Consider the following 13,217-nt stretch of genomic DNA (forward strand, 5'->3'; position numbering starts at 1 on the left):
GCGATGACGCGCCTGCCTTGCTCGAGTCCGCTCCTGCCGCTCCCCCGGAAGACACCATGCAAACCGTATCACCCACCCCAGTCCGCCGCCCGATGAAACCCGGAATTCCGCTACCTGGCCGGCTCGTGCCCGGCATTGCCGCGCTGCTGCTCGCAGGCTGCGCCATCACCGAACCGGTGGCGCGGCCCGATGTGCCGCTGCCAGCGACCTGGATGGAAGCAGTCACGACCAGCGACGAGGCCGCCACGCCGTCCGACACCTGGTGGCAGAGCTTCGGCTCCACTCGCCTCGAGGCACTGATCCGGGAGGCGCTCGCCGCCAGTCCCGACCTCAGGATCCAGGCCGAACGCGTCACCCAGGCCGAGCTCGCGCTGCGCATCGCCGGCGCGTCGCTGTTCCCGACGCTCGACCTCGGCGCCGACAGCGGCTGGCGGCGCAATGACAGCGGCAATCGCGCGGGCAACGTGGTGAGCGAGACGAAGAGCTCCGGCCTCAGCCTGTCGGCAAGCTATGAACTCGACCTGTGGGGACGACTCGCCGCCGGCACCGACAGCGCCGCCGCGACGCTCACCGCCACCCGCTACGATCGCGACGCCGCGCGCCTGAGCCTGGCCGCTGCCGTCGCCACCACCTGGTTCGACAGCCTCGCCGCGACTGAGCGCCTCACCATCGCGCAGGAAAACCTCGCTATCGCCGAGCGCGTGCTGAAGATCGTCGAAGCCCGTTTTCGTAACGGCGCCGCCTCGGCGCTGGACGTCAGCCGCCAGCGCACCACCGTGCTGACGCAGCGCGCCGCGATCGAACCAATTGCCGTGCGCGAGCGCCAGACGCGCAGCGCGCTGGCGATCCTGCTCGGCCGCGTGCCGCAGCAGGCGCCAACCACCGACGTCGCACTTGCCGACGTCGTGGTGCCGGCCGTCGCCCCCGGGCTGCCGGCCGAGCTGCTGCTGCGCCGCCCCGACCTCGCCAGCACCGAAGCCCGGCTCGCCGCCGCGTCGGCCGACATCGCCGCAGCCCGCGCCGCCCTGCTGCCGCGCATCAGCCTGTCGGTGACCGGCGGCGTGGCGAGCGAGCTGCTGCTGTCGCTCGCCAGCCCATCGAACAGCCTGTCGATCTCGGCCGGCCTGCTGCAGACGATCTTCGACGCGGGCGTGCGACAGGCGCAGGTCGAAGTGGCTCGCTCGCGCCAGCGCGAGCTGGTCGAGAGCTACCGGTCCGCCATCCTCACCGCCCTGAAGGAAGTCGAGGACGCGCTCGGCAACGCCGCCCGCGACACACGACAGGAGGCGGCCCAGCGCGAGATCCTTGCCGAAGCGCAGCGCTCGCTGCGCCTCGCCGAGCTGCGCTACCGTGAAGGCGCCGACGAGCTGCTGACGGTGCTCGACGCACAGCGCACCCTGTTCACCGCGCAGGACCAGCTCGCGCAACTGCGCCAGGCACGGCTGGCCGACGCGGTAGCGCTTTACAAGGTGCTGGGCGGCGGCTGGCAGGCGGAGGCGGCAGCCGGTTCAGGCGAGCATCCAGGCAATCCAGGCCATCCAGGCAATGGACAAAGCTGATGTCCCGCCGCAAAAACAAGCCCTTTCATCAAGAAACGTATTGCGAATTGTTATCATTACCATGATAATCTCACCTCCAGATCAGCCAGCCACCTGATGCGGGGCTCCCATGTCCCGGTCGTCAGGAAGCCAGCCCCAACGACTTCCCGACAATCCGGAGACTTGCCCCGATGGAACATCATGCGCAGCAGGCCGCTGCACGTCCGCAATCCGATTCCCGCAACACGCCCCTGCTGCCCCTCGGCGCACTGATGCTGGCCGGCATCTCGCTCGGCGCGCAGGCGCAGAGCAGCGGCGCTGGCGCGCCCGCAGCCCAGCAACTGCCCGCCGTCACGGTGCAGGCCGCCGGCGAAGCGGTGCAGGACGGCTATCGCGCCACCACCACCCGTGTCGGCAAGACGCTGCAGGATCCGCACGACATCCCGCAGGCGGTGACCACCGTCACCAACACGCTGATGGAGGAGCAGCAGGTCGGCTCGCTGCGCGAGGCGTTGCGCAATGTCTCCGGCCTGACCTTCAACGCCGGCGAAGGCGGCCGCTCGGGCGACAACATGAACCTGCGCGGCTTCTACACTTTCGGCGACATGTACCTGGACGGCATCCGCGACACCGCCCAGTACAACCGCGAAACCTTCAACCTCGAGCAGATCGATGTGCTGCGCGGGTCGGCGGCGATGCTGTTCGGCCGTGGCCAGGCCGGCGGCGTGATCAACCAGGTGAGCAAGACGCCTTTGCTCGGCGACCGCGGCAAGATCACCGGCAGCATCGGCACCGACGACTACCGCGAGATCACCGGCGACTTCAACAAGCAGTTGGGCGACAGCACCGCGCTGCGCCTGAATCTGATGAAGCGTGACGAGGGCAGCATCCGCGAGAACGCGGTCACCGGCACCGAAGCCGAGGTGCGGCGCGAGGGCGTGGGCGTGAGCCTGGCCACCGGCCTGTACACCGACAGCGAAATCACGCTGAACCACTACTACCTGAAGACCGCCGACAACCCAGACTACGGCGTGCCCTTCGACAGCAGGACCAAGCGCCCGTCGCGGCTGTTCGACCCGGAAGACTTCTGGGGCACGAGAGACACCTTCGACGACTCCGAGACCAACATCACCTCGCTGGTGCACCAGCTCCGCCTGTCGTCCAAGGCCGAACTGCGCACGCAGTTGCGCTACGCCACCTACAACCGCGCCTACTGGGCCGCGGCACCGTCGAACACACGGGCGCCGACGGTCGACCTGACCGCCGGCCAGAGCAAGACGCGCCGCAGCGAAACCGAAGACCTCACGCTGCAGTCGGACCTCACCATGCGCACCGAGCTGTTCGGCATGAAGCACGAGCTGCTGGCGGGCGTCGAGTACCTGAAGGAAAACGCCACACGCTGGACGCTGCTGAACCAGGGCAGCGCCGCGTCCGCCCATTACACCGGCGGCGTCCTCAACCGCCCGGCGGCGGGCAAATACAGCGGCGACACCATCGCGGTGTATGCACAGGACACGATCGAATTCGTTCCCGACTGGAAATTCACCCTCGGCCTGAGGCGCGACGAGCTCGATGCCGATTACGACTTCTACAACCAGAACACGCGCATTGCCAGCAGCGCAGCGCTGAGCTTCGGCGAGACCAGCGTGCGCACCGGCCTGTCCTGGCAGCCGAGCGCAGACACGCACTACTACCTCAGCTACAGCGACTCGTTCAGCCCGACGGCCGACCTCTACCAGTTGTCCGGCAACGCCTACCCGGCCGAGCGCAGCAACGTCACCGAGCTGGGCGCCAAGTGGCTGCTGCTGGAGGGCGACCTGGCGCTACGCGCCGCGCTGTACCGCGCCGAAAAGGAATGGGAGCGCAACACCGACCTCGAATCCAGCGCCGCGATCCTGACCAGGAAGCGCCGCACCGACGGCATCGAGCTCGAAGTCGCCGGCCGCATCACGCCCAAGTGGGAGGTCTTCGCCGGGTTGTCGCTGATGGACGCGGACATCCTGCAGGTGGCGGAGAATCGCAATGCGGCGGGCGTGGCGACGAAGGCCGACGCGCGCCTGAAGGGCCAGGTGCCGCGCAACACGCCGGCGGCCACCTTCAACCTGTGGTCCACCTACGCGCTGGGCCATGGCTGGAAGGTGGGCGGCGGGGTGGAGGCGAAGACCGAGCGCTACGCCTACTCGCCGTCGACGGCCAACGCCGACAACCTCTTCGTCAATGGCAATTTCAAGCCCAACACCGCACCGGCCTACGCGCGCTGGGACGCGATGCTGTCCTACGAGCAGCCGAAGTGGGTGGCGCGCCTGAACGTGAAGAACCTGTTCGACAAGGTGTATTACGACCAGGTGTATGACAACGGCGGCTTCACCGTGCCGGGCACGCGGCGCACGGTGATCCTGACGGGCGAGTACAGGTTCTGACGGCATTGCGGACGAGGGAGTTGTCTCGCTCCTCCATTCGCTGCGCGAAGACGCTACGCCATTTCGCCGTAGGAGCGGGCTTGACCGCGATTTCGCGATCTCGCGACGCCGGGTCGCGGTCAAGCCCGCTCCTACCCTGACGGCTCGACGCATCCACCTGATTGCATCGCCGGACTAGCACCCCGGAAAACCGACACCGGACCTCCCATGCTGATCACCATCCCCGACGTCCTCACCGCCGAAGAACTCGCGCTGGCGCGCGACCTGCTCGCCCGCTCCGCGTGGGCGCATGGCGGCAACACCGCCGGCATGCAGGCGGCGCAGGTGAAGAACAACCGGCAACTGGGCGAAGAAGCCGAGCACCTGCCGGCGCTGCGCCAACTGGTGCTGGGCGCGCTGTCGCGCAGCGCGACCTTCTTCACCGCCGCGCTGCCGCTGCACATCTATCCGCCGTTGTTCAACCGCTACGGCGACGAGGCCAACAGCTTCGGCAACCATGTCGACGGCTCGGTGCGCCGGCTGCCCGACGGGCGCGGCTATGTGCGCACCGACGTGTCGGCGACGCTGTTCCTGTCCGACCCGGACAGCTACGACGGTGGCGAACTGATGATCGAGGACACTTTCGGCGACCACGGCGTGAAGCTCGCCGCCGGCAGCATGGTGGTGTATCCGTCGTCGTCCATCCACCGCGTGCTGCCGGTCACGCGCGGCGAGCGTGTGGCCTGCTTCATGTGGATGCAGAGCATGGTGCGCGACCCCGGCCAGCGCCGCCTGCTGTACGAGATGGACATGGCCCTCCTCAAGCTGCGTCAGGACATCGGCGACACCGACCCGGTGGTGCGGCTCACCGGCACCTATCACAACCTGCTGCGGCAGTGGGCGGACATCTGAAGCCCTCGCCGGGCCCGCGCGGCAGGCGCGTTCGGGCAGACGTTTCGTACGCACCGCGCGGCGAGCTCACGACGGCGCGCCGCGCATCGGGCATCAATGCTCGTCGTTGTCGAAATCCCACAGCTCGTGGGTATCGAGCCGCCAGCGATGAAACGCGGCCAGGGCGTCGATGCGGGCCAGCCGCTCGGCCAGGTGCAGCTCGTCGGCCGTGCGCCTAGCCTGCAGCAGGTCGGCGATCGACGATTCACCGAGCTTCCAGGCCTTTTCCTGCATGTCGGTCGCCGTCTGCTGGGCGGTCGCGGCCGCCCGCAATCGATGCCAGGTCTGGTAGCCGCTGCGCACTGCGGCAAGCTCGCGCGCGGCCTCGGTACGCACCCGCGCCTCGATGGCCGCCTCCTGCGCGGCCGCAGCGCGCGCCATCGCCAGGCTGGAATCGGAGGCCGCCGCACGCGCCGCACCGCCGATGGGGATCGCGACGGTGAGGCCGAGCACACGCTCGTCGCCGCCCTTGTCGCTCGCGTAGCGCACGCCGAGCACCGGATCGGGCATGCGGTTCGCATCGGCGCGCTGCGCCGTCAGCATCGCCTGCCGCGACAGCGCGCGGGCCTTCGCCAGCTCGTGGTTGCGCGACATCATGGCTTCCGTGTCGAAGCGGATGCCTGCCGGGTCGGCGGGCTCGGACAGATTCACCGCCGCGCGCGGCCGCAGCCCCGGAAAGCGGATATCGAGCTCAGCACCCACTTCCGTCCGTCTTGCCTCTGCGCTGGCGAGCTGTGCCGCAGCCTGCGCGACGGCGCCTTGCGCCAGGTTGAGGTCGAGCCGGGCCGCATCGCCCTGCCGCAGGCGGATCTCGGCGATGCGCGCCAGCTCGGCGGCGAGCGCGTGCTGGCGCGTTCGGGCAGCGACTTCGTCCTCCGCGCGCAACCAGTCGAACCATCGCGCAAGTACTTCGCGCGCCGCCTCGTGCTGCGCGTCGCCCAGCGCCCAGCGCGACACTTCCTGGCCTGCGGCGCCGAGGCGATCGTCGATGTCGGCCTTGCCGCCGATGCGCACGCCACGCTCGAGCGCAGCCGCATATTCGCCATAACGCCGGTCGTTCTCCGGCCGCACGGTGCGCTGCTGCAGGTCGCCGCGCACCGTCCACTCGTGCGGACCAGCGCGCAGTTGCCGCGCCTGCGCCTCGCTCGCGTCCAGCTCGTGGCGCGCCGCCCCCACCGCGGGCGCGCTCTCCAGCAGCGTGCGCACGACGGCGGACGGTGGCAGTTCCGGCGGCTCGGCGGGCGCTGCCCAAGCCTGCTGGCAGGCGAGCACGAGCAGGCCGAGGGCAATCAGGCGGCGCGGCATGGGGCGCAGAGAGTCACGACGAGGCGACGGCATGAGGAGGCGGTTCGTCATCCCAGCCTCCCGGAAGACAGAATGGGCATTGACCAGTAGAAGACCATGGGGTTGGGCAACTGCGCCTTGAGGTGGCCGAGCACCGTCTCGGCGTCCTCGCGGCGCAGCAGCAACTGGATCTGGATGCGGCTGGCCTGGCCGCTGACATGCTCGCTCGGCTCGACAAGTGCGACGTCGGCGCCGTGCGCGCTCACCGGAAAGCTGGCGAAGCTGATCTGCAGCTCGGCATGGTCCAGCAGCAGGTCCACCACGTCGCCGGCCAGCGCGCTCGGCATCACCAGGTTCAGGCAGGTATCGGGAGCAGGCATCGTTCACGCCTCCAGCGTGGCCGGCTTGGGCGGAAAGCCGAAGCGCAGGTAGATGAGGGGAAGCAGGATCAGCGTCAGCGCGGTGGAGCTCAGCAGGCCGCCGATGACCACGATCGCCAGCGGGCGCTGGATCTCCGAACCCGGCCCTGTCGCCAGCAGCAGCGGGATCAGGCCGTAGGCGGTGATGTTGGCCGTCATCAGCACCGGCCGCAGGCGCCGCAGCGCGCCCTCGCGCACCACCTGGACCCGGCTCATGCCGGCGGTGCGCAACTGGTTGAAGGTCGACACCATGACGATGCCGTTGAGCACGGCGATGCCGAGCAGCGCGATGAAACCCACCGACGCCGGCACCGATAGGTATTCGCCCGTCACCGCCAGCGCCAGGATCCCGCCGATAAGCGCGAACGGAATGTTGGACAGGATCAGCGCCGCCTGCCGCACCGAGCCGAAGGTGGAGAACAGCAGGAAGAAGATCAGCGCCAACGCCACCGGCACCACCAGCCCGAGGCGGGCCGCGGCGCGCTGCTGGTTCTCGAACTGGCCGCCCCAGGCGATGCGATAGCCGGCGGGCAGCTTCACCTGCTGGCCCACCATCCGCTGCGCCTCGGCGACGAAGCCGACCAGATCGCGGCCGCTGACGTTGGACTGCACGACGACGAAGCGCTGCGCCGACTCGCGGTCGATCTTAACCGGCCCCTCGATGCGCTCCAGATGCGCCACCTGCGCCAGCGGCATGCGGCTGCCGTCGGGCGTGGTGAGCTGCAGCGCGGCGAAGGCCTGCGGCGTGGTGACCGCACCGCCGCCGCGAATGACGAGCGGCGTGCGCCGGCCGCTCTCGATCACGGTGCCCACGCTGCGGCCCTCGAGCATGCGGCGCAGGTCGTCCTGCACCGCCTCCACCGTCAGCCCGGCACGGCCGGCGGCCAGCCGGTCGATGACGACGCGGAAGTACTGCACGCCGTCATTCTGCAGGGTGAAGGTGTCCTGCGCGCCGGGCACCTGCCGCACCACCGTCTCGACCTGCTTCGCCAGGCCGTTGAGCGCGGCGAGATCGGTGCCGTAGATCTTGATGGCCAGCGCGCCACGCACACCGGTCAGCATCTCCGACACGCGCATGTCGATCGGCTGGGTGAAGCTGTACGACACGCCGGGAAACTCCTTCATGACGTCGCGCAGTTGATCCCTCAGCCATTCCGGGTCGGGCACCGGCCAGGTCTCGCGCGGCTTGAGCACGAGGAAGGTATCGGTCTGGTTCAGCCCCATCGGATCGAGGCCGAGCTCGTCCGAGCCGGAGCGCGCAACGATGGCCGCCACCTGCGGCACCCGCGCCAGCACCGCCTGCTGCACCCGGGTGTCGAGCGCGATCGTCTGGTTGAGGGAGATCGACGGCAGCTTCTCCAGTTGCATGATGAGGTCGCCCTCGTCCATCGTCGGCATGAAGCTCTTGCCGATGAAGGGGAAGGCCACCACCGCTGCCACCAGCGCCACGCCGGCGGCGACGAACACTGTCTTCTGCCCCGCGAAGGCCAGGTCGAGCAACCTGCGGTAATGGCGCACCAGGAAGCGCACCAGCCAGGGCTCGCCGGCATGCGCGGCGCTGAGCAGGTAGGAGCAAAGCACCGGGATCACCGTCAGCGACAGCAGCAGCGAAGCCGACAGGGCGAACACGATGGTCAGCGCCACCGGCCGGAACAGCTTGCCCTCCAGCCCTTCGAGCGTCAGCAGCGGCACGAACACGATGACGATCACCAGCACGCCGGAGGCCACCGGCACCGCCACCTCGCGCGTGGCGCGGAAGATGCGGTGCAGGATCGGCAGGCGGCTGCTCGCCCCGCCCTTGGCGAGTTCGGTCTCGACGTTCTCCACCACCACCACCGCGGCGTCGACCAGCATGCCGATGGCGATGGCCAGGCCGCCCAGGCTCATCAGGTTGGCACTGAGGCCGAACTGGCGCATCAGCAGGAAGGTCGCCAGCGCCGCCAGCGGCAGCATCATCGACACCACCAGCGCCGCGCGCAGGTTGCCGAGGAACAGGAAGAGCAGCACCAGCACCAGCACCACCGCCTCGACCAGCGCCTTCGACACGGTGTGCACCGCGCGGTCGACCAGGTTGCTGCGATCGTAGAAGGGCACGATCTCCACGCCCGGCGGCAGGCTGGGCGCGAGCTCGGCCAGCCGCAGCTTGACGCCGGCGACCACCTCGCGCGCATTGGCGCCGCGCAGGCCGAGCACCAGGCCCTCGACTGCCTCGCCCTGGCCGCTGCGGGTCACCGCACCATATCGCGTGAGGCTGCCGATGCGCACCTGGGCGATGTCGCCGACGCGCAGCACCGCGTCACCGACGCGCTTCACCGCGATCGCCGCCACGTCCTGCGGCGTGCGCACCGCGCCTTCGGCGCGCACCACCAGCGCCTCCTCGCCCTCGGTCAGGCGACCGGCGCCGTCGTTGCGGTTGTTCGCCGCCAGCGCTGCTTCCAGCTCGGCGAGCGATACGCCCTGCGCCAGCATCGCGGTGGCATCGGGCACCACCTCGATGGTGCGCGCATGTCCGCCCAGGCTGTTGACGTCGGCGACGCCGGGAATCGTCCGCAGCGCCGGGCGTATCGTCCAGTCGAGCAGCGTGCGCTTCTCCTCCAGCGACAGCGGCCCTTCCACGGTGAACATGAACATCTCGCCCAGCGGCGTGGTGATCGGCGCCAGCCCGCCGGACACCCCGGCCGGCAGATCCTTCAACACGTTGTTGAGCCGCTCCGACACCTGCTGGCGCGCCCAGTAGATGTCGGTGCTGTCCTCGAAATCGATGGTGATGTCGGCGAGCGCGTACTTGGAGGTCGAGCGCAGCATGCGCTGGCTGGGAATGCCCAGCAGCTCCTGCTCGATCGGAGTGGTGATGCGCGTCTCCACTTCCTCCGGCGTCATGCCCGGCGCCTTCATGATGATCTTCACCTGGGTGGTGGAGACGTCGGGGAAGGCGTCGATGGGCAGGCCGCGGAAGGCGACCACGCCCATGCCGACCAGCCCGAGGGTGAGCACGAGCACGAACAGACGCTGCGTGAGCGAGAAGGAAACCAGGCGGGTGAGCATCGTCAGTCCCCGGCGTTCATCATCGACTTCAGCGCCGCCGTACCTTCGACCACCACGCGCGCATCCGCGGCGAGGCCGGCAACCACCGCCTCACGCGCATCCTCCGACAGCACCTGCACCGGCTGCGCGACGAAGCTGCCGGGCGTGCCGGTCGCCACGAAGCACACTGTGCGTCCCTGGCTGCGTACCAGCGCGCGCGCAGGCAGGCGCACGCCCCGCAGCGTGGTGTCGATCTCGGCCTCCACCGCCTGGCCAGGCAGCAGTCCGGGCGCCGCAGCCAGTGTGCCCCGCACCATGGCCATCTGCGTGCCCTCCATCATCTGCGGATCGACGCCGACCACCTTGCCGTCCACCCCACCGACGCGCAGGCGCGCGCCCGGCGCGATGCTGCCGACGCTCGCACGCGGCACCAGCACCTCCACCGCGAGCGGGCCGTCGCGCGTCACCCGCGCCAGCGTCGCACCGGCCTCCACGCGCTGCCCGGGGCTCACGCTGACCTCCCCGACGCGGCCGGCGAAGGGTGCCGACAGTTCGGCGAACATTCCGCCCTTGCTCACGCCGGCGATCTTCGCCTGGCGCACCTTCTCGTCGCGCGCGGCACGCGCCACCGACTCGGCGGCACGGCTCTGCTCGATGCGGGACTGCGGCACGATGCCCTCACGGAACAGGTTCTCGTCGCGCGCTCGTTGCCCCTGCGCCTGCGCGAGTTGCGCATTGGCCTGCTCGGTGTCGCGCTGCAACTCGGCCAGCCACGGGCTGGCAAAACGCAGCAGCGGCTGGCCCGCGTCCACCCGTTCGCCGGAGACGACATGCACGCCCTGCACCACTCCCGCCGCCGGCGCCGACACCAGCCACACGTCGGCAGCGCGCGACATGACGCGCGCCTGCAGGCCACGCAGGCTGCCCACTTCCGTCGGCTGCGCCTGCTCCAGGCGCAGGGCCAACTGCTTCATCTGCACTTCATCTACGCGGATTTCCGCGCTCGCGGCGGCCGCAATCCCCGGGGCGACGACGCCAAGGGCTGCGAACAGCGCCAGCAGGCAGCCGGCACGTCTCGTCATCGGCCAATCCCGGCGCGCAGAGGGGGAGCCGTGGTGGCGCCGTGGCAGGACCTGCGATGTGATGAAGCGCGGCATACGACCCCCTGAATGACGATAGACCGCAATTCTATTGCCGCAGCCTTAAACGAACATGAAAAGCGTCGGGCGGGGATGGATTTGGCATGTGCCACGCTGGCACGGACGCTCGCGACCGGGACAGCCAAGAATTTGACCTGGCTCAGAAAAAAAACGAATAGCATCGATTATCATTTTCAGACTCGAGAAATTCCGCACGTCCGCATCCGGATCGTTCATGAATCACGCTGCGTCACTCGCCGGCGATCGCGCGCTGCGCACCCTCGCCCTCGTCGGCCACCCCAACGTGGGGAAATCGGTGCTGTTCCATCGCCTGACCGGCACCTATGTCAACGTCTCCAACTATCCCGGCACCACGGTGGAAGTGGCGCGCGCCACGCCGCGCTTCGACCGCGAGGCATCGCTGCTCGACACCCCGGGCGTGCTGGCGCTGCCTTCGCGCAGCGACGACGAGCGCGCCACCATGCGCGCGCTGCTCCACGAGGACATGCGCGTCATCATCCAGGTGGGCGACGCCAAGAACCTGCGCCGCACGCTGAACCTCACCGCGCTGCTCGCCGAGCTGGGCGTGCCCATGGTGCTGGCGCTCAACATGGCGGACGAGGCCAGGGCGCGTGGCGTCACCGTCGATGCCGCGGCACTGGCCGAAGCGCTGGGCGTGCCGGTCGTGGCCACCGTCGCCACCGGTGGCGAAGGCGTCACCCCGCTCACCGAGGCGCTGACGCGGGCGAAAACGCCGGCGCCGCTGCTGCAGTACGACGCCGACCTGGAGACGAACATCGCCAGCCTCGCCGCCCTGCTCGAACGCCACGCGCCGCATCCGCGGCTGGCCGCGCGCGGCCTGGCGATCCTGCTGCTGGGCCGCGACCCCGAAGTGGAGCGCTGGCTCGGCGAGCAGGCCGGTGCCGCACCGGTGCAGGCGGCGCTGGCGGCAGGCTGCGCCCTCACCGGCCGCGAATCGCCGCCGGCGCGCCTCGCGCGCGAACGCGGCGGCGCCGCCGAGGCGCTGGCGCGCACCGTCACCCGCCAGGCCGCGGGCAAGGACCGCACGCTGTCGCTGCTCGTCGGCCAGCTCGCGGTGCATCGCTTCTGGGGCTGGCCGATGCTGCTGGCGGTGCTGTACGTGGTGTATCTCTTCGTCGGCGACTTCGGCGCCGGCACGCTCGTCGGGCTGCTGGAAAAGAGCTTCTTCGGCGAAGTGCTCAACCCCGCCGTCACCGGCTTCGTGCATCAGCACGTCGGCATTCCCTGGCTCGCCGACCTGTTCGTGGGCCAGTACGGCCTGTGGACGATGGGCATGACCTACGCGCTGGCGCTGATCCTGCCCATCGTCACCACCTTCTTCCTCGCCTTCGGCGTACTGGAGGATTCGGGCTACTTCACCCGCCTGTCGGTGATCGCCAACCGCATGTTCGCGGCGATCGGCCTCAACGGCCGCGCGGTGCTGCCGATGGTGCTGGGCCTGGGCTGCGTGACCATGGCCACGCTCACCACCCGCATCCTGCACAGCAAGCGCGAGCGACTGATCACCACCTTCCTGATGGCGCTGGCGATTCCCTGCTCGGCTCAGCTCGGCGTGGTGCTGGGCATGCTCGGCGGACAGTCCTTCGCGGTGACGCTGATCTGGGCCGCCAGCATGGTCGGCGTGCTGCTGTTCACCGGCTGGCTCGCCGGCAAGGTGGTGAAGGGCCGCCGCATCCCGCTCGTCACCGAGCTGCCGCCGATGCGCATGCCGGTGCTGGGCAACGTGCTGAAGAAGACCGGCGGCCGGCTGAAGTGGTACCTGATCGAGGTGATCCCGCTGTTCCTGCTCGGCACGCTGATCATGTTCCTGCTCGACCGGAGCGGCGCGCTGCCGTGGATCATCAAGGCCGGCGAGCCGCTGGTCACCGGCTGGCTGGGCCTGCCGCCGGAAGCCAGCGCCGCCTTCGTGATGGGCTTCCTGCGCCGCGACTTCGGCGCCACCGGCCTGTTCGCGCTGCAGGGCCAGCTCGACGCCACCCAGGTAGTGGTGGGCATGGTGACGATCACCCTGTTCATCCCCTGCGTCGCCAGCCTGATGATGATCATCAAGGAACAGGGCCTGCGCACCGCCGCGACCATGGTCGCGATGATCGTGCCCACCGCCTTCCTCGTCGGCGGGGTGCTCAACCACATCCTGCGCTTCTTCGCCTGAGGACGCCGATGATGACGCCCACCCCAGCCCGCCCCGCGCACGAGCGCATCCGCCTCACCGGCACGCCGGTCGGTCGTCTGGTCCACATCGCCGAATTCGGCGACGACATCGACCCGCTGCAGCGCGAGCAACTGCACGCCTACGGCCTGTCGACCACTCACCCGGTGCGCGTGCTGCAGCAGCAGCCGATGACGGTGATCCTGTGCGACCACGTCGAGATCGCGCTCGAGCACGTGGTCGCGCGCCACATCTGGGTGGAGGCGGGCTGA

9 protein-coding genes are annotated in these 13,217 nt (G+C 69.5%); 5 read left to right on the forward strand and 4 right to left on the reverse strand.

Annotation, left to right across the window (positions count from 1 at the left end):
- Nucleotides 1–92: 92 nt before the first annotated feature.
- From GH664_RS11885 to GH664_RS11895, 3 genes are all read left to right on the forward strand, one after another.
- A complete protein-coding gene (locus GH664_RS11885; protein WP_153168286.1) occupies nt 93–1,559 on the forward strand; it encodes an efflux transporter outer membrane subunit in 1,467 nt (488 codons plus the stop codon).
- Nucleotides 1,560–1,729: 170 nt separating this feature from the next.
- Nucleotides 1,730–3,958, forward strand: a complete 2,229-nt coding sequence (locus GH664_RS11890; protein ID WP_228111485.1) for a TonB-dependent siderophore receptor — start codon at nt 1,730–1,732, stop codon at nt 3,956–3,958.
- 207 nt (nt 3,959–4,165) lie between these two features.
- On the forward strand, nt 4,166–4,849 hold the full coding sequence (locus GH664_RS11895; protein WP_153168287.1) for a Fe2+-dependent dioxygenase: 684 nt from the start codon (nt 4,166–4,168) through the stop codon (nt 4,847–4,849).
- A gap of 93 nt (nt 4,850–4,942) precedes the next feature.
- On the opposite strand, the gene GH664_RS11900 is transcribed toward GH664_RS11895, so the two are convergent.
- The 4 genes from GH664_RS11900 to GH664_RS11915 are packed head-to-tail and all read right to left on the reverse strand — an operon-like array spanning nt 4,943 to nt 10,697.
- Nucleotides 4,943–6,244, reverse strand: coding sequence for a TolC family protein (locus tag GH664_RS11900; protein ID WP_153168288.1), 1,302 nt, complete (start codon nt 6,242–6,244; stop codon nt 4,943–4,945).
- Nucleotides 6,241–6,552 (reverse strand): DUF3240 family protein, encoded by a 312-nt coding sequence (locus GH664_RS11905; RefSeq protein WP_153168289.1) that lies wholly within the window; start codon nt 6,550–6,552, stop codon nt 6,241–6,243. The genes GH664_RS11900 and GH664_RS11905 overlap by 4 nt, the downstream gene beginning before the upstream one ends.
- A 3-nt stretch (nt 6,553–6,555) precedes the next feature.
- Nucleotides 6,556–9,636, reverse strand: a complete 3,081-nt coding sequence (locus GH664_RS11910) for an efflux RND transporter permease subunit (protein WP_153168290.1) — start codon at nt 9,634–9,636, stop codon at nt 6,556–6,558.
- Between the two features lie 2 nt (nt 9,637–9,638).
- Nucleotides 9,639–10,697: an efflux RND transporter periplasmic adaptor subunit gene (locus GH664_RS11915; protein ID WP_194270396.1), complete on the reverse strand. Its 1,059-nt coding sequence runs from the start codon at nt 10,695–10,697 to the stop codon at nt 9,639–9,641.
- A gap of 292 nt (nt 10,698–10,989) precedes the next feature.
- Here GH664_RS11915 and feoB point away from each other — a divergent pair, with 292 nt between their 5' ends.
- Together feoB and GH664_RS11925 are read left to right on the forward strand one after the other, a co-directional pair.
- Complete coding sequence (gene feoB / locus GH664_RS11920; RefSeq protein WP_153168292.1) at nt 10,990–12,948, forward strand: ferrous iron transport protein B; 1,959 nt, start codon at nt 10,990–10,992, stop codon at nt 12,946–12,948.
- A gap of 8 nt (nt 12,949–12,956) precedes the next feature.
- Complete coding sequence (locus GH664_RS11925; RefSeq protein WP_308445452.1) at nt 12,957–13,217, forward strand: ferrous iron transport protein A; 261 nt, start codon at nt 12,957–12,959, stop codon at nt 13,215–13,217.

Source organism: Thauera sp. 2A1 (genome assembly GCF_009469595.2).
Taxonomy (GTDB): domain Bacteria; phylum Pseudomonadota; class Gammaproteobacteria; order Burkholderiales; family Rhodocyclaceae; genus Thauera.